Source organism: Microbacterium sp. 20-116 (genome assembly GCF_041079415.1).
Lineage (GTDB): Bacteria > Actinomycetota > Actinomycetes > Actinomycetales > Microbacteriaceae > Microbacterium.
This window is the reverse complement of sequence record NZ_JBFYGP010000006.1, coordinates 69,596-92,831: the sequence shown is the minus strand read 5'-3', so window position 1 is coordinate 92,831 and position 23,236 is coordinate 69,596. Positions and strand designations below refer to the sequence as shown.

The 23,236-nt window shown below is 70.1% G+C and carries 19 protein-coding genes; 7 read left to right on the top strand and 12 right to left on the bottom strand.

What is annotated here, in order from left to right; translation table 11 throughout:
- Positions 1 to 160 precede the first annotated feature (160 nt).
- The 3 genes from AB6V29_RS12460 to AB6V29_RS12450 all read left to right on the top strand — a co-directional run bounded on the left by AB6V29_RS12460 (position 161) and on the right by AB6V29_RS12450 (position 3,473).
- On the top strand, positions 161 to 1,045 hold the full coding sequence (locus AB6V29_RS12460; protein WP_369358981.1) for an ABC transporter ATP-binding protein: 885 nt from the start codon (positions 161 to 163) through the stop codon (positions 1,043 to 1,045).
- Positions 1,046 to 1,050: 5 nt separating this feature from the next.
- Complete coding sequence (locus AB6V29_RS12455; RefSeq protein WP_267789358.1) at positions 1,051 to 2,184, top strand: ABC transporter permease; 1,134 nt, start codon at positions 1,051 to 1,053, stop codon at positions 2,182 to 2,184.
- 131 nt (positions 2,185 to 2,315) lie between these two features.
- Entirely contained in the window at positions 2,316 to 3,473 is a 1,158-nt protein-coding gene (locus AB6V29_RS12450; RefSeq protein WP_369358980.1) for a hypothetical protein, read from the top strand.
- An 8-nt stretch (positions 3,474 to 3,481) separates the two neighbouring features.
- Here AB6V29_RS12450 and AB6V29_RS12445 read toward each other — a convergent pair whose 3' ends face one another.
- The 3 genes from AB6V29_RS12445 to AB6V29_RS12435 are packed head-to-tail and all read right to left on the bottom strand — an operon-like array spanning position 3,482 to position 6,455.
- A complete protein-coding gene (locus tag AB6V29_RS12445) occupies positions 3,482 to 3,862 on the bottom strand; it encodes a VOC family protein (RefSeq protein ID WP_369358978.1) in 381 nt (126 codons plus the stop codon).
- Between the two features lie 15 nt (positions 3,863 to 3,877).
- On the bottom strand, positions 3,878 to 4,633 hold the full coding sequence (locus AB6V29_RS12440; RefSeq protein ID WP_369358977.1) for a hypothetical protein: 756 nt from the start codon (positions 4,631 to 4,633) through the stop codon (positions 3,878 to 3,880).
- A 40-nt stretch (positions 4,634 to 4,673) separates the two neighbouring features.
- On the bottom strand, positions 4,674 to 6,455 hold the full coding sequence (locus AB6V29_RS12435; RefSeq protein WP_369358975.1) for a glycoside hydrolase family 15 protein: 1,782 nt from the start codon (positions 6,453 to 6,455) through the stop codon (positions 4,674 to 4,676).
- A gap of 113 nt (positions 6,456 to 6,568) precedes the next feature.
- Between AB6V29_RS12435 and AB6V29_RS12430 the strand changes: the two genes are divergently transcribed.
- Together AB6V29_RS12430 and AB6V29_RS12425 are read left to right on the top strand one after the other, a co-directional pair.
- A complete protein-coding gene (locus AB6V29_RS12430; protein WP_369358972.1) occupies positions 6,569 to 7,930 on the top strand; it encodes a glucose-6-phosphate dehydrogenase in 1,362 nt (453 codons plus the stop codon).
- 159 nt (positions 7,931 to 8,089) lie between these two features.
- Complete coding sequence (locus AB6V29_RS12425; RefSeq protein WP_369358970.1) at positions 8,090 to 8,674, top strand: nitroreductase family protein; 585 nt, start codon at positions 8,090 to 8,092, stop codon at positions 8,672 to 8,674.
- A gap of 386 nt (positions 8,675 to 9,060) precedes the next feature.
- On the opposite strand, the gene AB6V29_RS12420 is transcribed toward AB6V29_RS12425, so the two are convergent.
- Positions 9,061 to 11,259, bottom strand: coding sequence for an ATP-dependent Clp protease ATP-binding subunit (locus tag AB6V29_RS12420; RefSeq protein ID WP_307313751.1), 2,199 nt, complete (start codon positions 11,257 to 11,259; stop codon positions 9,061 to 9,063).
- An 815-nt stretch (positions 11,260 to 12,074) separates the two neighbouring features.
- Positions 12,075 to 13,082 carry a GlxA family transcriptional regulator gene (locus AB6V29_RS12415; RefSeq protein WP_369358967.1) on the bottom strand — a complete coding sequence of 336 codons (1,008 nt, stop codon included), beginning with the start codon at positions 13,080 to 13,082 and terminating at the stop codon, positions 12,075 to 12,077.
- 87 nt (positions 13,083 to 13,169) lie between these two features.
- Between AB6V29_RS12415 and AB6V29_RS12410 the strand changes: the two genes are divergently transcribed.
- The gene (locus tag AB6V29_RS12410) at positions 13,170 to 13,427 is read left to right on the top strand and encodes a hypothetical protein (protein WP_369358965.1); all 258 of its coding nucleotides are present in this window, start codon (positions 13,170 to 13,172) and stop codon (positions 13,425 to 13,427) included.
- Between the two features lie 130 nt (positions 13,428 to 13,557).
- Here AB6V29_RS12410 and AB6V29_RS12405 read toward each other — a convergent pair whose 3' ends face one another.
- The 4 genes from AB6V29_RS12405 to AB6V29_RS12390 form a co-directional block, all read right to left on the bottom strand.
- Positions 13,558 to 14,826, bottom strand: a complete 1,269-nt coding sequence (locus AB6V29_RS12405; protein WP_369358962.1) for a glycosyltransferase — start codon at positions 14,824 to 14,826, stop codon at positions 13,558 to 13,560.
- A 5-nt stretch (positions 14,827 to 14,831) separates the two neighbouring features.
- Complete coding sequence (locus AB6V29_RS12400) at positions 14,832 to 16,013, bottom strand: glycosyltransferase (protein WP_369359113.1); 1,182 nt, start codon at positions 16,011 to 16,013, stop codon at positions 14,832 to 14,834.
- 271 nt (positions 16,014 to 16,284) lie between these two features.
- Entirely contained in the window at positions 16,285 to 18,456 is a 2,172-nt protein-coding gene (locus AB6V29_RS12395) for an ABC transporter ATP-binding protein (protein ID WP_369358959.1), read from the bottom strand.
- Positions 18,453 to 20,180: an ABC transporter ATP-binding protein gene (locus AB6V29_RS12390; RefSeq protein ID WP_307313760.1), complete on the bottom strand. Its 1,728-nt coding sequence runs from the start codon at positions 20,178 to 20,180 to the stop codon at positions 18,453 to 18,455. The genes AB6V29_RS12395 and AB6V29_RS12390 overlap by 4 nt, the downstream gene beginning before the upstream one ends.
- Before the next feature lie 160 nt (positions 20,181 to 20,340).
- On the opposite strand from AB6V29_RS12390, the gene AB6V29_RS12385 reads away from it, so the two are divergent.
- Entirely contained in the window at positions 20,341 to 20,934 is a 594-nt protein-coding gene (locus tag AB6V29_RS12385) for a hypothetical protein (protein ID WP_210076852.1), read from the top strand.
- Between the two features lie 160 nt (positions 20,935 to 21,094).
- Here AB6V29_RS12385 and AB6V29_RS12380 read toward each other — a convergent pair whose 3' ends face one another.
- From AB6V29_RS12380 to AB6V29_RS12370, 3 genes are all read right to left on the bottom strand, one after another.
- Complete coding sequence (locus tag AB6V29_RS12380; RefSeq protein WP_056224717.1) at positions 21,095 to 21,532, bottom strand: heat shock protein transcriptional repressor HspR; 438 nt, start codon at positions 21,530 to 21,532, stop codon at positions 21,095 to 21,097.
- Positions 21,533 to 21,623: 91 nt separating this feature from the next.
- Positions 21,624 to 22,604: a DnaJ C-terminal domain-containing protein gene (locus AB6V29_RS12375; RefSeq protein ID WP_116239534.1), complete on the bottom strand. Its 981-nt coding sequence runs from the start codon at positions 22,602 to 22,604 to the stop codon at positions 21,624 to 21,626.
- A gap of 11 nt (positions 22,605 to 22,615) precedes the next feature.
- Positions 22,616 to 23,230 (bottom strand): nucleotide exchange factor GrpE, encoded by a 615-nt coding sequence (locus AB6V29_RS12370; RefSeq protein ID WP_369358955.1) that lies wholly within the window; start codon positions 23,228 to 23,230, stop codon positions 22,616 to 22,618.
- Between the last annotated feature and the right edge of the window lie 6 nt (positions 23,231 to 23,236).

The window sequence follows — 23,236 nt, the reverse complement described above, 5'->3', positions numbered from 1 at the left end:
CGGGTCGTCTCGGCGATCGAGGGTGATCTGGGCGCCTTGCCGCAGCCCCGCGGTGGAGGGGCCCTCCCCCCTGCGGCGGACACGCAGAACCGTCCCGGGGCGGAGGCGACGCGGCATCCGGATCCCTAGCGTGGGAGACATCGAGAAGAAGGGATGCATCGTGCTCCATCTGGACGGCATCACCAAGAGCTACGGCGGACGCCGCGTGCTCGACGGGGTGGGCTTCGACGTCGCCCCCGGGCGCCTCACGGGTTTCGTCGGCGGCAACGGCGCGGGAAAGACCACGACGATGCGCATCGCTCTGGGCGTGCTCGGCAAGGACGCCGGCACCGTCGAGCTGAACGGCGCCCCGGTCACCGCCTCCGACCGCCGTCGCTTCGGGTACATGCCCGAGGAGCGCGGGCTGTACCCCAAGATGAAGGTGGCCGAGCACATCGCCTACCTCGCGAGGCTCCACGGCTTCGGCAAGACCGAGGCGACCTCCAAAGCCACGGCCCTGCTCGAGCGCCTCGGACTCGGTGAGCGCCTGGGCGACCTCATCGAAACGCTCTCGCTGGGCAACCAGCAGCGCGCACAGATCGCGGCCTCGCTCGTTCACGAGCCCGAGGTGTTGATCCTCGACGAGCCCTTCTCGGGTCTCGATCCGCTGGCGGTCGACGTGGTCGCCGGCGTCCTGCAGCAGAAGGCCGCCGAGGGCGCGGCCGTGCTGTTCTCCTCCCACCAGCTCGACGTGGTCGAGCGTCTCTGCGACGACCTCGTCATCATCGCCGACGGCACGATCCGGGCGGCGGGAAGCCGCGAGGGCCTCCGCGCCGAGCACGCGACCCACCGGTACGAGCTGGTCTCGCGCGGTGACACCGGGTGGCTGCGCGACGAGCCCGGCGTGCGCGTGATCGATTTCGACGGCGGCTACGCCCTCTTCGACGCCGACGACGACCTCGTCGCCCAGCGGGTTCTGCGCGAAGCCGTCGGACGCGGCGACGTCGCCAGCTTCTCCCCCCAGCGGCCCACCCTGGCCGAGATCTTCAAGGAGGTCATCCAGTGAGCACCGTGACCACCGCGCAGGCACCGGCACGAAAGACCGCACCGCACCGCGCGCCCGGCGAGGTGCAGAGCATCTGGCTGGTCGCCGAGCGGGAGATCGGCTCGAAGCTGCGCAGCAAGGCATTCGTCATCTCCACCGCGATCCTCATCGTCGCCGCCCTGGCGTCGGTGCTCTGGGGCGGTTTCACCGCTTCGAACGCCAGCGGCAGCGGCATCCCCGTCGCCGTCACCTCGCAGACGCAGGGCGATGTGTCGGGCCTCGACGGACTCGAGGTGACGGTTGCCGACAGCGACGACGCCGCTCGCGCTCTCGTGGCGGACGGGACGGTGGATGCCGCCCTGATCTCGGACTCGTCGGACTCGGCGTTCGACTTCACCGTCGTGGTGAAGGACAGCGTCCCCTCGACCCTGTTGCAGATGCTGAGCGACACCCCGCCGGTCGACCGGCTCGAGCCCGGCTCGACCGCCGCCGACGTGCTGCGGTATTTCATCGCGCTGGCCTTCGGCCTCGTCTTCCTCATCGCCGCGACGACCTTCGGGGGCACCATCGCGCAGAGCGTCGTCGAAGAGAAGCAGACGCGCGTGGTCGAGATCCTCATCTCGGCGATTCCGGTGCGGGCGCTCCTGGCGGGCAAGGTGCTCGGCAACACGATCCTCGCGATGGCGCAGATCGTGCTGCTCGCCGCCGTCGCGGTCGTGGGACTCGCCGTCACCGGCCAAGCGGGGGTGCTCGACGCCCTCGGCGCCCCGATCGCGTGGTTCGCGATCTTCTTCCTCTTCGGCTTCGTGCTGCTGGCGGCGCTGTTCGCCGCGGCCGCCGCGATGGTCTCGCGGCAGGAGGACATCGGAGCGACGACCACCCCGATCACGATGCTGATCATGGCGCCGTACTTCCTGGTGATCTTCTTCAACGACAACCCCGTCGTGTTGACGATCATGTCGTACGTGCCGTTCTCGGCTCCGGTGGGGATGCCGCTGCGCATGTACCTCGGCGACGCGCAGTGGTGGGAACCCGTGCTCTCGCTCCTCGTTCTGCTCGCCTCGTGCGTGCTCGCGATCGGCGTCGCCGCCCGCATCTACCGCAACTCGCTGCTGCGCATGGGGGCGCGCGTCAAGCTCGGCGAGGCTCTGCGGGGCTGACCGGTTCGGGTCCGGTCAGCCGGGCGGGGGTTGCCGTGGCCACGGTGACCCCCGCCCTTCTGCGGGATCCCGGAGCCCCGGCATCCCGCCCCCTTTTCCCGACGCTCACCCGGGACGTCTAGGCTTTTCGGGTGCTTCGCCTTGTTGCTTCCGCCGCCCTGGGAGTGGTGATCGGGGCTCTGATCGTCGCCCTGCTCGGAAATCCGGACACCGGGATGCCAATCTTCGGCATCGCGCTCACGGTCTTCATCCTCGCAATCACCGTCACCCGGTTGGCGAGCGGTCTCTCGGCGTCATTCCCCTCTGCCGCCGCCGTCCACGAGGCTCGCGACGCCCGCCGCCTGGGACGCGCCCGCATCGACTCGGTTCGCCAGACCGGGACGTTCATCAACGAGCAGCCGGTTTGCGACATCGATGTGACGGTGGTCGAGCTCACCGGCGACGCGTGGGCGACCACGATCCGCACGATCGTCCCGCTGATCGAGCTGCCGGCCTACCAGTCCGGTATCGAACGCGATGTCGCGATCCTGCTCGAGGGCGGCCCCGAGGTCGCCTTCGTCGACGGGGAACTCTCGCCCGCCGAGATCGAGCGCCTCGTCATCCCGACACGTACCGAGGTCGAGGTCCGATCGATCCCCCCGGGAACGCGCATCGACAAAGGCCGTCGCCGCGGGCCTCTCATCGGTATCGGCCGCCGCGGACGTCCCCTTCGACTCGCGTTGTTCGCCGTGGTCGCGGCCCTCGCCGCCGGTGCCGTTCTGCTGCCGTTCCGAGAGGGTCTCGGCCTGACCGTCGACGCGTGGTCGGAGGGACGGTGGAGCGTCGACATGCGCCGGCCCGACACCCTCCTCAGCGCCGAGAGGTCGCTCGAGGAGGCGATCGGTCACGATCGAGTGGTGTCGATCACCGTGATCGCGGATGCCGTGATCGTGAACGCCCCGGTCCGTGCCGGCGCTATCGAGACCGACGAGTGGACCTACCGCGGGGGCCGCGTCAGCCACGACGGGCCCGCGAGCAGCCAGCCCCAGCTCGCCGAGGAACAGTTTTCGTGGTCCGACGTGGCTCTCGACCGCATCTGGCCGGCCATCGAGAACGCTTCGGCCCAGAGCGGGCTACCGACAGACGGCGGATCGGTGTTCATCCACCGCACGACCGACACCGACCTGGACAGCCCGACCTTCAACCGCAGCGTCGAGGCGCCGGAGATATCGTTCGGACTGCGTGATGACTACCGCGACCAGTCCTTCCGCCTCGATGCGACCGGAACCGACCTCCGTGCGATGGGCTGAGCCATCCGTCATTCGTCGAGGACGGCGAGGACGTTGCCCGCCGGGTCACGGAACCACGCGATCAGCGGACCGCCCTCGCGCATGATGCCGCGGGAGTCGGCGGGAAAGTGGGCGTCGTCGTAGATCTTCGTGTCGACGCCGCGGGAGCGCAGGTCGTCGACAGCCGCCTCGACGTCGGCCACGGGGAAGTTCAACACCGTGAACGAGGCCGGCTGGTGGTGGGGCTTGCCGTAGACGAGCACGCGTCCCCCGGAACCGAGATGCAGCGTGAGAAAGCCCGATCCCTCGAGCACCTCGACGCGGAGTCCGAGGGTGTCGGCATAGAAACGGTGCGCCGCCTCGAGGTCGTCGACCGCGAACCCGGAGTAGGCGCCATCGGCGTGGAACATCGTCGTTCGCCTTCGCTATTGCGTCACGTACGCCGTGACACTCGGTGACAAACGGATCGGGATGCCGGTGACATCGGAATCATCGGGATCCCCGATCGCGACGGTGAGGGTCTCGTCGACCCCGAAGATCGCGGCTCCCTCCTGCGCCCCGCTCGCGCAGCCGGCCGACCACGGTCGATTGTCGGTGGAGGTGAAGGCGACGATGCAGCGTCCGTCGCCATCGTCGGGCTGGGCGAGGTAGATGCGGAAGTCGCTCACCGTCGCGATGTAGCGCGTGCTCCCCGCGTCGATCCCGCTGTCGCGCAGGATGTCGGCCGAGATGACGTCCTCGATCGTCTGCGGGAAGGTCAGCTCGGGATAGGCCGCCGACGCGGGATTGGGGGTCGCGGCCATGGTGGGGGCCACGCTCGCACCGATCGCGATGCCGATACCGAGCAGAGCCAGAGCGCCGACGGAGAGGAGCACGAGGCGCAGAACGCGCCGGGGCGTGAGGGGGGCGGCATCCGGGGTCGAGGGATCCTCGTTAGGGCCGGCGGCTCCAGGGGTCGGGGGATCCTCGAGAGGGGCCGCGGCTCCGGGGACGGAGCGCATGGCGACGGGGGCGACGGGGGCAGGCGTCGAACCCGCGGACTCGGGGGCGGCGGAGGAGCCGGAGCGGCGGACCTGCTCCTCGAGCTCGGCGAGACGCTCGATCATCGCGGGGGTCGCGGACGCCCCCTCGGCCCCGTACACGCGCTCGCGCAGCCGGCGCAGCTCGACGTCGTCGTCCATGCGTTGACTCTAGGGCCGTGCCGGTGCGGTCGGGGCGGGCTCAGGCCTCTCGGTGGGGCGCCGTGGCGTCGAGGGCGTCGGCCGCCCCCACCAGGGCGAGATGCGAGAGCGCCTGCGGGGTGTTCCCGGCCTGACGACCGGTCGTGGGGTCGTACTCCTCGGACAACAGGCCGAGATCGTTGGCGACGGCCGTCAGCCGGTGCATGAGCGCGACGGCTTCGTCGCGGCGGCCGCTGTGGGCGTACTGCCCCACCAGCCAGAACGAGCAGGCGAGGAAGGGATGCTCGTCGCCGGTCAGGCCGTCCACGCCCGTGGTGCGGTAACGCAGCAGCCATCCGTCGGGCATGAGGGTCTGTTCCATGCGCGCGACGGTGGCGAGCATGCGCGGATCGTCGTAGGCGCAGAAACCCACCTGCGGCAGCACGAGAAGCGAGGCATCGACCTCGTCGGTGTCGAAGTGCTGCGTGAACCAACCGCCCGCATGCACACCGCGGACGTCGATGTCGGCCCGAACACGATCGCGCAGGGTGCGCCATGTGGTGACGTCGCCGTCGCGCCCGCCCTCTTCGACGGCCCGGATGCCACGGTCGAACGCCGCCCACACCATCGCCCGCGAGTGCGTGAAGAAGTGGGGTTCGCCGCGCATCTCCCAGATCCCGAGGTCGGGGCGGTCGACTTCGGTCGCCAGCTGGTCGAGGAGCGCCCGCTGCAGCGACCACGAGAACGTCGTCTCTTCGACGCCGGCGTTGCGCGCGGCTTCGAGCGCGACCATCACCTCGCCGATGACGTCGGCCTGGTACTGGTCGACCGCGCCGTTGCCGATGCGCACGGGGGCCGCGCCGCCGTAGCCGGGAAGACTGGGGATCTCGCGCTCGGGCAGGTCGCGCTCCCCCGCGATCCCGTACATGATCTGCACGTCGGACGGGTCGCCCGCGATCGCGCGCAGCAGCCAGTCGCGCCAGCGGTGCGCGGCATCGAGGTAGCCGTGGTCGATGTAGGCGCTGAGGGTGAGAGCGGCGTCGCGCAGCCAGACGTAGCGGTAGTCCCAGTTGCGGGAACCGCCGAAGGCCTCGGGGAGAGAAGTCGTCGCCGCCGCCACGATTCCGCCCGTCTCGGAGTGCGTGAGGGCGCGCAGCACCATGAGCGAGCGCGTGACCAGCGCCGCGTGGGTACCGGCGGCCTGCACGCGGTCGGCCCACGCGGCCCACCATTCGCGGGTGCGCTCGAGCGCCGCCTCGACGTTGAAGGCGACGGGCGGCTCCTGCCACGACGGGCCCCAGGCGAGGACGGAGTCGACGCTTCGGCCCGGCTCCGTCGTCCAACGGCCGCGGTGGGCGGTGTCGACGGCGATGAGGCGGGGTCCGCGGATCGTCACCGAATCGGGGCCGGCCGCGGCGAGGATGACGTGCTCGTCGCCGCCGCCGATCTGACGCACCCACGGCACTGCACGGGCGTAGTCGAAGCGCAGACGCACCTCGCTGACGAAATCGACCTCGCCCGAGACCCCGACCACGCGGCGGATGAGGGCCTCCACGCCCTCGTCGACGGGCATGGCGTCGTAGACGTCGGCGATGCCGGTCGAGGTCTCCCACCGCGTGACGAGCACGAAGGTGTCGCCGTCGTACCGCCGGGTCGCCCGCGCCTCGGGGTCGGCGGGACGCAGCGTCCAGGCGCCGTGGGACTCATCGCCGAGAAGGGCGCCGAACATCGACCCGCTGTCGTACCGCGGCAGGCACAACCAGTCGACGCTCCCCGCGGAGGAGACGAGAGCGGCGGACCGGCAGTTGCTGAGGACCGCGTAGTCCTCGATCGGAGTCGTCACCCTCGGATTGTGGCAGGTACCGCCGACATCGTGTCGATCGATCTCGCTAGTGACTTCCCTGTGCCCGCTGCAAGCGGCACGGCGATGTCGGGGGCGAGCGCTACGGTGACCCCATGGCTGCGGACACCACCCTGATCATCCTGGGCGCTTCGGGCGACCTCACTTCGCGACTGCTGCTCCCGGCCCTCGGCCAGTTGCTCTCGCGCGAGCCGAACCGGTCCGTGCGTCTGCACGGGGCGGGCATGGAGGACTGGACCGACGAGCACTGGCGCGAGGTGGTCGAGAAGGCTTTCCAGACGATGGATGCCGACGGCGCCTTCGCCTCCGTCTCGGAGACGACCTATTCTCGAGCCGACATCACGACGGCCGCCGATCTGCAGAAGCTGCTCGACGACGCCGAGGGCCGACCGGCCCTGTACTTCGCGGTGCCCCCGGCGGTCACCGAGAAGGCGTGCCTCGCGCTCAGCGACGTGACGATCCCCGAGGGAACGATCCTCGCCCTCGAGAAGCCGTTCGGCACCGACGAGGCGAGCGCCCGCACGCTGAACACGCAGCTGGCGACCCTGGTGCCCGAAGACCAGGTGTTCCGCATCGACCACTTCCTCGGCCGCTCCACCGTGCTGAACCTGCTGGGCACGCGATTCGCGAATCGCATCGTCGAGAGCGTCTGGTCGGCCGACGACATCGCCTCGATCCGCATCGACTTCCCAGAAGCCCTGGGCCTCGAGGGCCGCGCCGGCTACTACGACGCGGCCGGTGCCCTGGTCGACATGATCCAGAGCCACCTCCTGCAGGTCATGGCCTTCGTCACGATGGAGCCCCCGGCATCCCTGGATCAACTCGATCTACGCGATGCGACTTCGGCGGTGCTGCGCGCGACCCACGTGAAAGACGACGACCCGGTCGCGAACTCGCGCCGCGCGCGCTACACCGCGGGCGACGTGGGCGACCGCCACTTCTCGTCGTACGTCGACGAGCCCGGGGTCGATGCCTCGCGCGACACCGAGACGCTCGCCGAGATGACCGTCGAGGTGCGCACGGCCCGCTGGCAGGGTGTTCCGATCCTGCTGCGCTCGGGCAAGGCACTCGGTGCGGGAGACCCGGCCGTCACCGTGACGTTCAAGCCCGTCCGGCATCTTCCCGACGGGTTCATCGGCGAGAGCGAGCCCTCCCAGATGGTGTTCTCGCTCGGGCCCGACACGATCAGCCTGGGCCTGAACATCAACGGCGCCGACGACCCTCTCGACCTCGAGCGCGTGAACCTCTCCGCCCACCTCGGCGAGGGCGCCCTCAAGGCCTACGGCGAAGTCCTCTCCGGCATCCTCGATGGGGACGCCATGCTCGCCGTCCGCGGCGATGCGGCCGAGCAGTGCTGGCGCATCGTTCAGCCGGTCATCGACGCGTGGCGCAAGGGCGAGGTCCCGCTCGACGAGTACCCGGCGGGTACCGCCGGTCCCGCGTCGTGGAACGCCTGACCGACGCCGCCGCGCGCACCGGGGCCTCGACGCCGCCGGTTGCGGACCGGCGGCTCATGGCAGACCTATAGGTTCACACGGGAACACTTCGCCGTCTCATGGCGTTCAATGGTTCGGGTCAACGGCGTCCCGGATCAGCCCTCGTTCTCAGGAGTCCCCATGTCTCTCACCCTCGACCGCACCGCCCCCACCGACGCCCCCATCCTCGACGTCCTCGCCGAGCGCTGGAGCACCCGCGTCTTCGACCCCGAGACGCCGATCGACGAGTCGGCCCTGCGGTCCGCCCTCGAGGCCGCCCGCTGGGCTCCCTCGGGTATGAACTTCCAGCCGTGGCGCTTCATCGTGGCGCGCCGGGGCACCGCCGCGCACGAGCGCGTCGTCGCCGCGTTGATGGGCTTCAACCAGTCCTGGGCTCCCGCGGCCGGCGCTCTTCTCGTCGTGCTCGCCGAGACCGAGACAGAAGACGGCGAGGCTCGTACCTGGGCTCTGTACGACAGCGGACAGGCCGCCGCCCACTTCACCGTGCAGGCGCACGCCGAGGGCCTCGCCACCCACCAGATGGGCGGCTTCGTCGCCGACGACCTGCGCGCGGCGTTCGACATCGACGCCCGCTTCACCCCCGTCACCGTGATCGCGGTGGGCGCCCTGGGCGACGTCGACGCCGCCGAAGAGGGCCTGCGTCAGCGCGAGCTCGCGCCGCGCCAGCGTCGCACGGTCGAGGAGTCGCTGCTCGTCGACGACTGAGCCACGGCATCCGCCCTTTCACGCTCCCCGCCGGGAGGACCGCCCTCGTACGGCGTCCCTCCGGGCGGGGAGCGTTCTCGTTCGCGCGGCGCGGGTGATCCGGAGTCCGGGCTGCCCCGCGGGGCAACCGGGACCGGGTCGCCGTCTCCCCCCCCGCCCGCATAAACGCTATTTGCGCGCAGAAACACGCTCTGCTCGCGTTTCTGCGAGCAGAGCGTGTTTCTGCGCGGGGGTCGAAAGAGCGGGAAACGGCGCTCATGCACGGGACGTCGAGCGAGCAGAGACGGCGTTTATGCACGGAGTGTCGAGCGAGCGGGAGACGCGCCGCATCCTCGAACGCAGAGGGGGGATGCCACGCCCTCGACGCGGCATCCCCCTCGCTCCCGCTACTCGACGATCTCCGCCTCGATGACGTCGTCGTCGCCCGGCTCCGGTTGCGCGGGGCCGGTGCTGACGAGCACGAGCGAGTCGCCGTCGCTGGCCACATCGACCCGCACGACGTCGCCGTCACGCACCGTTCCGGCGAGGATCGCCATGGCGAGGCGGTTCTGGATCTCGGTCTGGATCAGACGGCGCAACGGCCGGGCGCCGTACACCGGGTCGTAGCCGCGCTCGGAGAGCCACGACCGGGCATCGGGTGTGACCGCGAGGCTCAGCCGCCGCTCGCGCAGGCGCTTGTGCAGCGCGTCGACCGCGAGCTCGACGATCTGTGCGAGGTCGTCCTGGCTGAGCGCCTGGAAGATGACGATGTCGTCGAGGCGGTTCACGAACTCGGGTTTGAAGGCCTGGCGCACGAGCGCCTGCACCTGCTCGCGCTTGGCGTCGATCGACAGGGTCGGGTCGATGAGGATGGGCGACCCGAGATTCGAGGTCAGGATCAGGATGACGTTGGTGAAGTCGACCGTGCGGCCCTGGCCGTCGGTCAGGCGACCGTCGTCCATGACCTGCAGCAGCACGTCGAACACCTCGGGGTGCGCCTTCTCGACCTCGTCGAGCAGCACGACGCTGTAGGGGCGCCGACGCACGGCCTCGGTGAGCTGCCCGCCGGCCTCGTACCCGACGTACCCCGGAGGGGCACCGACCAGGCGCGAGACCGAGTGCTTCTCCCCGTACTCCGACATGTCGATGCGCACCATGGCGTGCTCGTCGTCGAAGAGGAAGTCGGCGAGCGACTTCGCCAGCTCCGTCTTGCCGACGCCGGTCGGGCCGAGGAAGAGGAAGGAGCCGACCGGGCGATTCGGGTCGCTGATGCCCGCGCGCGAGCGACGCACCGCGTCGGACACCGCCTTCACGGCATCCTTCTGTCCGATCAGGCGCTTGCCGAGCTCGCGCTCGAGGTGCAGCAGCTTCTCGGTCTCGCCCTGCAGCAGGCGCCCCACCGGAATCCCCGTCCACGCGGCGATGACGGCCGCGATGTCCTCGTCGGTGACCTGATCGTTGACCATGCGGTCGCCCGCCGGTTCTTCGCGCTCGGCGACCATGAGCTCGCGTTCGAGAGCCGGGATCTCGGCGTAGAGGAGTCGCGATGCCCGCTCGAGGTTGCCCTCGCGCTGCGCGCGCTCGGCGTCGACGCGAGCGGCATCCAGCCGGGTCTTCAGATCACCGACGCGGTTGAGCGAGGCGCGCTCGCGCTCCCACCGGGCCTGCAGGTCGTCGAGCTTGGCCTGTTCGGCGGAGAGGGTCTCGCGCAGAGTCGCCAGGCGCTCCTTCGACGCGTCGTCCTTCTCTTTCTTCAGCGCTAGTTCCTCGAGCTTGAGGCGGTCGACGTGTCGGCGCAGTTCGTCGATCTCCAGCGGCGCGGAGTCGATCTCCATGCGCAGCCGCGAGGCGGCCTCGTCGATCAGATCGATGGCCTTGTCGGGCAGCTGACGCGAGGGGATGTAGCGGTTGGACAGGGATGCCGCGGCCACGAGCGCCGCGTCGGCGATCGCGACCTTGTGGTGAGCTTCGTACCGCTCCTTGAGGCCGCGCAGGATCGCCACGGTGTCTTCGACCGTGGGCTCGCCGACGTAGACCTGCTGGAAGCGCCGCTCGAGCGCCGCATCTTTCTCGATGAACTCGCGGTACTCGTCCAGCGTCGTCGCACCGATCAGGCGCAGTTCGCCGCGCGCGAGCATCGGCTTGAGCATGTTGCTGGCCGCAACCGACCCCTCGCCGCCACCCGCGCCCATGAGGACGTGCAGTTCGTCGATGAACGTGATGATGCGGCCGTCGGACTCGGTGATCTCTTTGAGGACGCTCTTGAGGCGCTCCTCGAACTGGCCGCGATACATCGCCCCCGCGACGAGAGCCGAGATATCGAGCGAGACCAGCTCTTTGTTCTTGAGGCTCTCGGCGACGTCGCCAGCGACGATGCGCTGCGCGAGCCCCTCGACGACGGCGGTCTTGCCGACGCCGGGTTCGCCGATGAGCACGGGGTTGTTCTTCGTGCGCCGGGTCAGCACCTGGCTGACGCGGCGGATCTCGCCGTCGCGCCCGATCACGGGATCGAGCTTGCCCTGGCGAGCCCGGTCGGTGAGGTTGATGCCGAATTGCTCGAGGGCGCTGCGCGCGTCCTCCTGCCCCGGCTGTTGTGTGGCGTTCATGTGTTCTCCTGAAAGTCTGTTCGCCGCCTCAAAAGTTGAGCTGCGTTGACTCAAGTTTAGCAGCGGTGAAGTCACGGGGCAATGGGGGTCGGGGCGCCCGAGACGGGGCCGTGACACGGGGGGAGAACCGGCCGAGGTCGAGGTGGAGGTCGAGGTCGAGGTCGAGGTCGAGGCTGAGGTCGACGTGCGGGCCGAGACGGGCCGTCATGCGGAGCGTTGCCGCGCCACGCCGGTGGGGGCGGCGGCGAAACGGCGTGTCGGCGTCGTTCTCCGCCCGACGGCCCTGCCCCGCGGCTCGGCTTCGGGCACAAACCACACCCCGCCGCACACGTCGCCACGGACCGTCGCGCGGAGTTCCGTCCGACACGCCGCCGCCACGCCCGCCGGAACAGGCGTCGGCCGCGAACTCCGCACGACGGCACGGGCCGTCGGGCCGTCGGCCCACCGGAGACGGGCCACCGACCGTGCCACGAGCCGGATCACCAGGACACCGGGCCGGGACACCGGGACACCGGGACACCGGGTAGGCACACCAGGACACCGAGCCGGACCACCAGGACACCGGGCCAGGACACCGGGCCAGGACACCGGGCCAGGACACCGGGACACCGGGCAGGCACACCGGACCGAAGCGCAGAACCGGGGCACCTGTCCGGGCCGGCGCACCGGCCCACCGGCCGAATCACCGGCCAGGACACCAGCCAGGCACACCGGGCCGAGGCACAGAACCGGGGCACCTGTCCGGGCCGGCGCACCGGCCCACCGGCCAGACCACCGGCCGGGACCCGTGGAGACCGGAACCCGACCCGGCGAACTCAGGCCGGGATCGGTTCCTCATCCCGCGCGGGAACATCAGCCCCGGATGCCACGGGCTCGCCGCACGAGAAACGCGCGCGGTACGCCGTGGGGGTCAGCCCCATCGTGCGGGCGAAGTTCTGGCGCAGCACCGCGGCCGAGCCGAAACCGCACGCCGCGGCGATCCGATCGAGGCCCAGGTCGGTCTGCTCGAGCATCCGCTGGGCGTGCAGCAGACGCTGACGCGCGAGCCACGCGGCCGGGGTCACCCCCAGGTCCGCCTTGAACCGCCGAGCGAAGGTGCGCGGCGACATGTGGGCGCGCGCCGCGAGCCGATCGACCGAGAGCTCGGCATCCAGATTCTGCAGCATCCACTCGGTGACCGGGGCGAGCGAGAGCGAGGAATCGATCGGGATCGGCGAGGCGATGAACTGCGCTTGGCCTCCGTCGCGCTGGGGCGCCACGACCATGCGACGGGCGATGCGGTTGGCGAGTTCGGAGCCCAGCTCCTGACGCAGCAGGTGAAGGCTCGCGTCGAGCCCGGCGGCGGTGCCGGCACTGGTGATGATGTTCCCGGATTGCACGTAGAGCACGTCGGGATCCACCTCGATCTCGGGGTACATCCGCGCCATGACGTCGGCGTAGCGCCAGTGCGTCGTCGCCCGCTTGCCGTCGAGGACCCCGGATGCCGCGATCACGAACGACCCGCTGCATACGCTCAGCAGCCAGGCGCCGCGCTCGTGCGCCCGACGGACGACCTCGATCACGCGCGGGTCGACGGCTCCCCACTGCGCGCGCGGTATCGGCGCGAGCACGAGAATGTCGACGTCGGCGGCCGCATCCAGTCCGTGTTCGACGTTGACCGAGAACCCGATGTTCGACGGCACGACACCGGGGTCGGGCGCGACGATTCGGAAGTCGAAGTTCGGGATGCCGTCATCGCTGCGGTCCAAGCCGAACGCCTCGCAGGCGAGACCGAACTCGAACGGGGCGAACCCGGGCTGGATGACGACGGCGACCGAGCGCATGCGAACCTCCGGTGTGGCAGAAATCTGACGACAGGCGTCCATCATGCCACTCGTGGGCACCATTCCTCTACCCGTAGCTTTTCTGCCATGGCTTACTTCATCGCCCTCGGCATCCTTTCTCTGGCCGGCATCGCCGGAACCGTGTGGCTCGTCCGCACCGACGGCTACGGCCGGGTTCCCACGGACCCCCGGCGTGCGGATCCGCGAGAGTCCCGCGCGGCGAGGGGCGAGGCCCCGCGAGAGCCCCGCGCGGCGAAGAACCAGGCGCCGCTCGAGACGCTGCGGGCGGCAGCCCCCGAGGCCCGGCACGCCGCGACCGGCCCCGCCGTCGCGCCCACACCGTGACGGTCACCGCCGCGCGCACGGTCGCAGACAGGGAAACACACCCCGATCCCGGATGCCGGCAACCCGGCGCGTCGCGACACGCTCCGTCCGCGCGCGTGCGGGGTCTTCCGATCCGCTCGGACCGGTCGCCTCAGCGTCCCGCGGCGACCGCGCGAGCGTACACGTCGACCATCGCCGCTGTGCGCGAGGACTGACGGAACCGCTCGGCGATGGAGGGATCGGGCACGATCGGTGAGCCGGCGGCGACGTCGTCCGCGGCACGGCGCAGGGCCTCCGCGAGCGCCGGGACCGTGGCATCCCGAACCGCCCAGACGCCCGAGCCGAGCTCGGCGGCGATGTCGGGGTCGCTCACCACGGCGGGGGTCCCCAGCGAGGCCGCCTCGAACACCGTCATGCCCTGGGTCTCGAACCCGATCGAGGTCTGCACGACGACGTCGGCATCGCCGAGACGCCGGAGCGTCTCGGCGTAGGGCAGGCGGCCCGAGAAGATCACCGAGGCCACGGGCGACGACCGTTCGATCAGTCGTCGCGCGGCGCGCAGCTGGGCCCCGCCGCCGACGATCTCGACCTCGGCGTCGATTCCCGAGGCGACGACCGCCTCGAGGAACGGCAGAAGGCGCTTCTCGGGACTCATGCGGCCGAGCCAGATGAACCGCGGGCGGCCGGGCCGGCGAACCCCCGCCTCGGCGCTCAGTGCCGCGTCGAGCACATCGTCGTCGATGCCGTTCCAGATGACGTCGACCGCATCGGCCACGCCGTGCGTCTCGAGGCGGCGGGCGAAGTGGCCGGAGGGGGCGGTGACGGCTCGCGAAAGGCGAGCGAGCTGTCGCAGGAACGCCCACCCGTCGGCGGGGCGCGGGGTCGCCGGGCTCGGTGCCACTCGCCGACCTCGCACAGACTCGACTGAGCCGTCCGAGATCGGCGCACTCGCTCGAGACCCGACGGCGTCCGGAAGCACTCGCCGCGCCCAGGCGTTGAGCGCGCGCAGCACGAGCCCGGGGAAAGGCGCGGTCGCCTCGATCCCCACGTCGACGCGGTTGTGCATGGTGTGCACCACCGGCAGGCCGTGGCGAGCGGCGTAACGGTGGCCGATGAACGCGCCCCAGAAGTCGGCCTGCACGTGTACGACGTCGACCGGGAGCCGCGCGCCCATCTCGGCATCCAGGAATCTGTCCGTCCGGGCGCCCGGCCAGGTCAGCGCGTACTCGCGGTCAGGGGTGATCGCGATCGACGGCAGGTCGAGGTAGGCCGCGTCGTGGTCGGCCGGTCGATGCAGGCGCGGCGCCACGACCGTGACGACGTGACCCGCGCGCTCGAGGAAGCGCTTCTGCAACCGCATCGACACCTGCGCGCCGCCGAGCGACTCGAGGTGCTGGTCGGCGAACATCACGACGTGCACGGGCGTTACTCCGGCAGCGGTCGACCGCGGTACAGCGCCTCGAAGGTGTCGAGCGTGCGGTTGATGTCGTGCACGGCGACGGCATCGAGGGACGCCTGCTGCATACGCTTTCGCTCGTCGGGAGCCGCACTGAGCACGTCGGTCAGGCGCGCGGCGAGCTCTTCGGCATTGCCCGGCTCGAAGAGGTAGCCGTTGTCTCCCTCGTGCACGAGGTGCGGGAGGGCCACGGCGTTCGCGGCGACGATCGGCAGGCCGGATGCCATGGCCTCCATCGTGGCGATCGACTGCAGCTCCGCGATCGAGGCGATGGCGAAGACACTGGCCCGTGAGTACAGCGTTCGCAGGTCCTCTTCGGAGGCGTGTCCGTGGAACGTCACCCGCGAGGCGACTCCGAGCTGCTGCGCGAGGGTCTCGAGCTTGGCGCGCTGGTCGCCGCCGCCGACGATGTCGAAGGTGGCATCGAGAGCGGGGTCGAGCTGCGACAACGCCGTCAGCACGACGTCGATGTGCTTCTCGGTCGTCAGGCGCCCGACGAACAGGATGCGGTTGGCGTCGCGCGGCGTGAAGTCGGGCCGGTAGTTGGAGCGGTCGATACCGCACGAGATGGGGATGACGCCCGAGATGTCGATCGTCGACTCGAGGAAGTCGGCCGCCTTGCGGGTGGGGGTCGTCACCGCACGCGTCATCTTGAACGTGCGCTCCGCGTCGGCCCAGGCCAGCTTCACGAAGAGGCGGTCGAGCGCGTCGGGCAGGGTCGTGAAATCGAGGATGTTCTCGGCCATCACGTGGTTCGTCGCGATCACCGGGATGCCGCGCTTGCGCGCCTCCCGGGCGAGACCGCGACCGATGATGATGTGCGACTGGATGTGCACGACATCGGGCTTGATCTCGTCGAGCAGGATGCGGGCGTAGTGCTTCGCGCGCCACGGGAACACGAAGGTGAGCCAGTCGTGCGGCAGGAAGCGGTGAGAGGGCAGCCGGTGCACCGTCATCGGCTGGTCTTCGATGACCTCTGTGCCGGTGCCGACCCTGCCGTGCTGCGCGCTGGGGGCCGCGACGTGCACCTCGTGTCCGCGGGCGACGAGACCCGCCGCAAGACGTTCGGCGAAGCGGGCGGCACCGTTGACGTGCGGGAGGAAGGTGTCGGCGCCGATGAGGATCCGCAGCGGCCGATCGGGGGTCGGCACCGCTTCGGGCGCGGTCGAGGAGTCGGTCGACGCGGCGGGCGCGGGAGGATCGGCGGGCGTCGCAGGAGTGGTCACGAGGGGTGAGGCCTATCTATGCGGCGGTCGTGGCGAGGGGAAGGTGCATGCGCTTCCCCACTGTACCCGAGCGAATTTCGGGGGCCCCGGGCCACTTCACGGGTGGCGCCGATGGTCCCCCGGATCCCGGACGGACGACGAAGCCCGCCCGGCGCGGAACCGAGCGGGCTTCGAGAGCTGACGCGAAGCGGTGACGTCACTCGTCGGGTCGGGGCTCGGAGGCGGGAATGCCCTGCGCCGGACGCGGCGGACCATCGGTGCCCGCCGCGGCGGGGACCTCGGATGCCGCCACCGCCATCGCCGAGACCACCACGGCGTCATCCGTCGCCGGTGAGCGCTGCGGGTCGCCGTCGCGCTGCCCCTCCGCCGAGACCGGGTCGAGGTCGGTCGTGGCCTGTTCGAACTGCGAACGGTAGAGGCGGTAGTACGCCCCCTCGAGCGCGATGAGCTCGTCGTGCGTGCCCTTCTCGACGATGTCGCCGTGCTCCATTACCAGGATGAGGTCCGCATCGCGGATCGTCGACAGGCGGTGCGCGATCACGAACGACGTCCGCCCCTGGCGCAGCGCGGCCATCGCCTGCTGCAGCAGCAGCTCGGTGCGGGTGTCCACCGACGAGGTCGCCTCGTCGAGGATCAGCACCGACGGGCGCGCGACGAACGCCCGCGCGATCGTGATGAGCTGCTTCTCGCCCGCCGAGACGTTGGCTGCGTCCTCGTCGAGCACGGTGTCGTACCCCTCGGGGAGCGAGTGCACGAACTGGTCGACGCGGGTCGCCACGGCGGCCTCGATGATCTCGTCGTCGGTGGCGCTCTCGCGGCCGTAGCGGATGTTGTCGCGGATCGATCCGGCGAAGAGCCAGGGATCCTGCAGCACCATGCCCGTACGCGAACGCACGTCGTCGCGTCGGAGCTCGGCGATGTCCTGCCCGTCGAGCAGGATGCGCCCGCCGTCGAGCTCGTAGAACCGCATGATGAGGTTCACCAGAGTGGTCTTGCCCGCACCGGTCGGGCCGACGATCGCCACGGTCTGCCCGGGCTCCACCCGGAACGACAGGTCGGTGATCAGCGGCCGCTCCGGCGTATACGAGAACCGGACGTTCTGGAACTCGATGACACCGCGTCCGTCGACGTGGGTCGGGGCGTCCGCGGCATCGGGGTCCTGCTCCTCGGCGTCGAGAAGCGCGAAGACGCGCTCGGCCGAGGCGGTGCCCGATTGCACGACCGCTGCCATTCCGCCCAGCTGCGACAACGGCTGCGTGAACTGCTGCGAGTACTGGATGAAGGCCTGCACGTCACCGAGGCGGATCTGCCCGCCGGCCACCATCAGTCCGCCGAGCACGGCGATGCCGACGTAGGTGAGGTTTCCGACGAACATCATGCCCGGCATGATCATGCCCGAGAGGAACTGCGCCGTGAAGCTCGCCCGGTACAGCTCCTCGTTCTCGGCCTCGAACTTCTCGCGCGCGTCCTTCTCGCGGCCGTAGACCTTCACGAGGGCGTGACCCGAGAAGGACTCTTCGACGCGGGCGTTCAGGCGACCGACCTTCTTCCACTGCTCGCCGAAGGCCTTCTGCGACTTCGGCCCGATGACGCCGAAGATGACCGCCATGAGCGGCAGCGAGACGAGGGCGACGAGCGCGAGCTGCCACGAGATCGTGAACATCATGATGAGCACGCCCACAACGGTCAGCATCGAGGTCAGGGCGCTCGAGAGCGACTGCTGCATCGTCTGCGTGATGTTGTCGATGTCGTTGGTCACGCGGGAGATGAGTTCTCCGCGCTGGACCCGGTCGAAGTACGACAGCGGCAGGCGGTTGATCTTCGCCTCGACGTCTTCGCGCAGGCGCCACATGGTGCGCACCATGATGACGTTGATCACGTAGCCCTGGATCCACGACAGCAGCGACGAGCCGACGTAGATCGCGAGCACCGTCACGATGACGCGTCGGAGCGCGTCGAAATCGACCCCGGCCCCCACGGAGAAGTCGTCCATCGCGCCGACGATGTTGGCGATGTCGTTCTGACCGGCGGAGCGCAGTGCGTCGACGACCTCGACCTGCGAGGTGCCGGCGGCGAACTGCTGGGCGAGGCCCTTCGAGACGACGCCTTCGAAGATGATGTTCGTCGCATCCCCCAGCACGCGCGGTGCGAGCACCGCGAGGACGACGCCGAGGGCGCCGAGGATCGATACGAAGACGAAGGCCGCGGCGTGCGGCCGCAGAAGCCCGACGAGGCGGCGGAAGCTGGGGCCGAAGTTCGAGGCCTTCCCGGGCGCGACGCTGTCCCAGCTGCCGGAGTTCAGTCGCGCCTGTTCGGCGAGTTCTGCCTCGGCGCGCTCTTCCTCGGTGAGGGTGTCGGGAGTGCTCATGCCTCGACCCCCAGCTGCGACTCGACGATCTCGCGGTAGGTGGCGCTCGTGGCGAGCAGCTCGTCGTGCGTGCCGAGACCGGCCATGCGACCGTCTTCGAGCACCACGATGCGGTCGGCGCCCGTGATGGTCGACACGCGCTGCGCCACGACGATCTTGGTCACCTCGGGCAGCTCTTTCCACAGCGCTTGTCGCAATCGAGCGTCGGTGCTGAGGTCGAGTGCCGAGAACGAGTCGTCGAACACCAGCACCGCGGGGCGGTGCACGATGGCTCGCGCGATCGCGAGGCGTTGGCGCTGACCGCCCGACACGTTCGTCCCGCCCTGTGCGATGCGCCCCTCGAGCCGGCCCTCCATCGCCTCGACGAAGTCACGACCCTGAGCGATGTCGAGGGCATGCCAGAGCTCGTCGTCGGTGGCCTCTTCACGCCCGAACCGCAGGTTCGAGGCGACCGTGCCGCTGAAAAGGAAGGGCCGCTGCGGCACGAGCCCGATGCTCTTCCACAGCACGTCGAGATCGGCCTGTCGAACGTCGACACCGCCGACGCGCACGGCACCCGACGTGACGTCGAACAGGCGTGGGATGAGCGAGACGAGTGTCGTCTTGCCCGCACCGGTGGAGCCGACGATCGCGACGGTCTCGCCGGGTCGGGCCGTGAAGCTGATCCCCGAGACGACGGGAGACTCCGCGCCCGGGTAGGCGAAGGCGACGTCGTCGAACACGATCGCGCCGGGTTCGGGTAGTCGCTCGACGGGATTCGCCGGACGCTCGAGCGTCGATCGACTGTCGAGCACCTCCCCGATGCGCTCGGCCGAGACGGCGGCGCGCGGGATCATCACGGTCATGAAGCTCGCCATGAGGACGCCGCCGAGGATCTGCGCCACGTATTGGATGAAGGCGAACAACGTGCCGATCTCGACACCGCCGGCATCGACCTGGATGCCGCCGAACCAGATGACACCGACCACCGTGACGTTGAGGACGAGCATCGCCAACGGGAAGAGCAGCACGAAGAGGGAGCCCACCTTGCGGCCCACCACGAGGATGTCGGTGTTGGCCTCGCGGAAGCGCTCTTCTTCGATGCGCTCACGGACGAAGGCCCGCACGACGCGAACTCCCGTGAGCTGTTCGCGCATGACGCGGTTCACCGCGTCGAGCTTGGTCTGGTAGCTGCGGAACAGCGGCACCATGCGAGCGATGATGAGCCCGGCCGCCACGAGCAGGGCGGGCACCGCGACGGCGATCAGCCAGCTGAGACCGACGTCTTGCTGCAGGGCCATGACGATGCCGCCGATGGCGAGCAGCGGGGCGCTGACGAGCATGGTCGCGCCCATCATCGCCAGCATCTGCACCTGCTGGACGTCGTTGGTGTTGCGCGTGATGAGAGAGCCCGCGCCGAACTGCGACAGCTCGCGCTCGGAGAAGCCGCTCACGCGCTCGAACACGTCGAGGCGGATGTCGCGGCCCGCAGCCATCGCAGCCCGTGCGGCGAAGTAGGTGGCGATCACGGATGCCACGATCTGCCCGAGCGAGATCACGAGCATGAGCCCGCCCTGCGACCAGATGAAGCCCGTGTCACCGCGCGCGACGCCGAGGTTGATGATGTCGGCGTTCAGGCGCGGGAGGTACAGCGTCGCGATCGCGGACGCCGCCTGGAACACCAGGATGGCGACCAGAAGCCATCGATAGCGCGAGAGATAGCGGATGAGGAGTTTGCCGAGCACGAGGCCCTCCGAAGAGATCGACGCGGTCGCGATGACCGCTGGACCCAGACTGGCACCGACCTCCGACAACGGCCACCCGCTCCGGTATGGGGGCGTTCTCCCGCCGCGAACGCCGGGAGTCGGCATCCCGCTCCCCGGCGCCGGATCGTAGGCTGATCGCATGTCCCGACTGCAGGCCGACGCCCCCGCCGACCTCTGGGTACCCGTGACGGGTTCGCTCGGCTTCCGCGGCCGCCGACACCGGAAGGCCGCGATCGGCATGCTGCTGAGCCAGGCCAATCAGGCCGCCGGCGCCGCTCCGAAGCCGGGCGGCGGCGCGTTCGCCTGGATCCTGAGCCAGGCGGCGCCCCTTCTCATGCGCCGCGCGGCCGGGCGCGTGCTCGTCTGGGTCTGGAAGAGCGACCCCGAGCTGCTCGTCGTGATGGCGCAGCTGCAAGAGGCCACGCCGCAGCTGCGAACGGCTCGCGCGATGATGCCGATGGAGTACGACGACACCGAGTCGTTTCGAAACCCCCATCTCGGTGTGGGCGAGAAGCTCGCGATGCCGCTCCCGAGCGATCCGAAGACGCCGCCGTTCGCCACCTACACGTGGGACACGGGTTCGCACTTCGTCACCGTGACGGCCGTGTGCTCGGATCGCGAGCGTTTCGGCACGGTCATCGCGTCGGTCGACGAGGTGGCGCGCACGATCCGGGTGGTCGACGACATGAAGCTCGGCGAGTCGCCCACGGTCCTGCGACTCGACCCGGCCTGACCCGGGGAACCGTCCGGAGAACGGGCGTCGCGTTCGACACGGGGAGATCTCGACGGAACCGCCCTGTTACCGAGGCGCACCCCTGTGTCGTCGTACCGACGGAGCAAGACGGGTGTTATCGGCCGACAGCTCCGGGAGAGACCGAGAAGAAGACGGCGCGTCAGTCGCCGTGCATGTCGCGCGGCCGCCACAGCACGATGTCGGTGGCGCGGCGCACGCGGGCTCCGTGGCGGAGGGTCACGACCGATCCGGTCGCCCCGGCCGCGAAGACACGGGCCCCGGGGCGGGACTGCCGCTCGATCGTGAGCTGACGTTCGAGGTCGTTCACACGGCGGGCGAGCTCGTGCACCCGCTCCTCGAGGGCGAGCAGGCGGGCGATGGCCGGCAGGCTCATGCCCTCGCCCGAGAGCCGTGCGACTTCGCGCAACTGCTGCACGTGGCGGCTCGAGTACCGCCGTGACCCGCCCTGTGTGCGCGCGGGCACGACGAGACCGAGCCGGTCGTACTGCCGCAGGGTCTGCGGGTGCATGTTCGACAGCTCGGCGGCCGCGGCGATGGCGAAGATCGGAGCGTCTTCGTCGATCTCTCTCTCGGACACGTCTTCACCTCTTTCGTCGTGCCGGGTGCGGTGCCGGGTTCTCGGCATCCTGTCGTATCGGATGCCGAGAACCTCGGCGACGCGCGCGGTGTTATCGCGCCTTGGCCATCAGGTCGGCGCGGGGGTTCTCTTTGGGCTCGAGCTCGTGGAACCGCTCGAGGGCTTCGCGAGCGGCGTCGTCGAGATGAGTGGGAACCGCGACCTGGACCTCGGCGAGCAGGTCGCCGGAGCCCTTCGCGGTCTCGATCCCGCGTCCCTTGACGCGCAGCACGCGGCCGGACGGCGTTCCGGGGGCGACGCGCAGGCGGACGGGGTCGCCCCCCAGCGTCGGCACCTCGATGGTCGCGCCCAGCGCCGCCTCGGTGAAGGTGACCGGCACGGTGAGGCGGAGATTGAGGCCGTCCCTCGTGAACACCGGGTGCGGACGCACCGCGACGGTCACGACGATGTCGCCGCTCTCGCCGCCGTCGGGCGACTTGCGCCCCCGCCCGCGCAGACGGATCTTCTGCCCGTCCGAGACGCCGGCCGGGATCTTCACTTTGAACGGCACGTTGTCTTCGCCCGCGAGGGTGATGGTCTCGCCCTTGGCCGCGGTGACGAAGTCGAGCGTCGTCCGCGCGGTGACGTCGGCGCCCTTCTGCGGGCCGCCGAAGCCGCGGAACCCTCCGGTCGTCTGGCCGAACCGGCCGGAGCCGAAGCCGCCGCCCTGCTGGTCGAACATCGTGAAGAAGTCGTCGAAGCCGCCGGATGGCGCCTGACGCCCCTGGCCGAAGCGGCTGAAGACGTCGTCGAAGCCGCCCCCGCCCCCGGCCCCCGGAGCCGAGAAGCGCGCCCCCGAGCCCATGGCCCGGATCTGGTCGTACTCCTCGCGCTGCTCGGGGTCGTTGAGCACCGAGTAGGCCTCGCTGATCTCTTTGAACTTCGCCTCGGCCTTCGCGTCTCCCGGGTTCGAGTCGGGGTGGTACTGGCGCGCGAGCTTGCGGTACGTCTTCTTCAGATCGGCAGCGCTGACGCTCTTGTCGACACCGAGGACCTTGTAGAAGTCCTTGTCGAACCAGTCCTGACTCGCCATTCGTCCTCCTCCTAGGCCGGCACGGCGACGACGACCTTCGCCGGTCGCAGTTCGACCGAACCGAGGCGGTAGCCGACCTCGACGACCTCGAGGATCGTCGTCTCGGTCACGCCCGGAGTCGGGGCCTGGAAGATCGCCTCGTGCTGCTGCGGGTCGAACACGTCGCCGACGGCGCCGTACGAGACCACGCCGAGGCGCTCGGCCACGGCCCGCACCTTGTCACCGATGGCCGCGAGCGGGGTGCCCTCGACCAGATCGCCGTGCTTGGCGGCGCGGTCGAGGTCGTCCATGACGGGTAGCAGGCCCTTCACGGCCTCACCCTTGGCGCGCTCGATCTCGCGCTCGCGCTGGTCCTCGGTGCGCCGACGGTAGTTGGCGTACTCGGCCTGCAGGCGCTTGAGGTCGATCAGCAGCGAGGCCTCCTTGTCGGAGGAAGCCCCCTCTGCGGCGGCCTCGGGCGTCTGCTCGGCCCCGAGGATGTCGTCGATGGTCAGGCCCTCGGCATCCGGTTCCTGCGTCTCGGACTGCTCGCCCGACGGCGCGGGGCCGGAGGTGTTCTCCTCCGGCCCCGTCTCGTCAGGACCGGCGCCCGAGCCCGTGGGCTGTTCGTCGTCCTTGTGTGCCATGTTCTA

What these genes read in the sequence shown, in the direction of transcription:
- AB6V29_RS12430 (WP_369358972.1), top strand. Translation starts at nt 6,569, where the DNA reads ATGGCTGCGGACACCACCCTGATCATCCTGGGCGCTTCGGGCGACCTC.
- AB6V29_RS12395 (WP_369358959.1), bottom strand. Translation starts at nt 18,456, where the DNA reads ATGAGCACTCCCGACACCCTCACCGAGGAAGAGCGCGCCGAGGCAGAA.
- AB6V29_RS12375 (WP_116239534.1), bottom strand. Translation starts at nt 22,604, where the DNA reads ATGGCGAGTCAGGACTGGTTCGACAAGGACTTCTACAAGGTCCTCGGT.
- AB6V29_RS12440 (WP_369358977.1), bottom strand. Translation starts at nt 4,633, where the DNA reads ATGGACGACGACGTCGAGCTGCGCCGGCTGCGCGAGCGCGTGTACGGG.
- AB6V29_RS12415 (WP_369358967.1), bottom strand. Translation starts at nt 13,082, where the DNA reads ATGCGCTCGGTCGCCGTCGTCATCCAGCCCGGGTTCGCCCCGTTCGAG.
- AB6V29_RS12410 (WP_369358965.1), top strand. Translation starts at nt 13,170, where the DNA reads ATGGCTTACTTCATCGCCCTCGGCATCCTTTCTCTGGCCGGCATCGCC.
- AB6V29_RS12425 (WP_369358970.1), top strand. Translation starts at nt 8,090, where the DNA reads ATGTCTCTCACCCTCGACCGCACCGCCCCCACCGACGCCCCCATCCTC.
- AB6V29_RS12420 (WP_307313751.1), bottom strand. Translation starts at nt 11,259, where the DNA reads ATGAACGCCACACAACAGCCGGGGCAGGAGGACGCGCGCAGCGCCCTC.
- AB6V29_RS12445 (WP_369358978.1), bottom strand. Translation starts at nt 3,862, where the DNA reads ATGTTCCACGCCGATGGCGCCTACTCCGGGTTCGCGGTCGACGACCTC.
- AB6V29_RS12385 (WP_210076852.1), top strand. Translation starts at nt 20,341, where the DNA reads ATGTCCCGACTGCAGGCCGACGCCCCCGCCGACCTCTGGGTACCCGTG.
- AB6V29_RS12370 (WP_369358955.1), bottom strand. Translation starts at nt 23,230, where the DNA reads ATGGCACACAAGGACGACGAACAGCCCACGGGCTCGGGCGCCGGTCCT.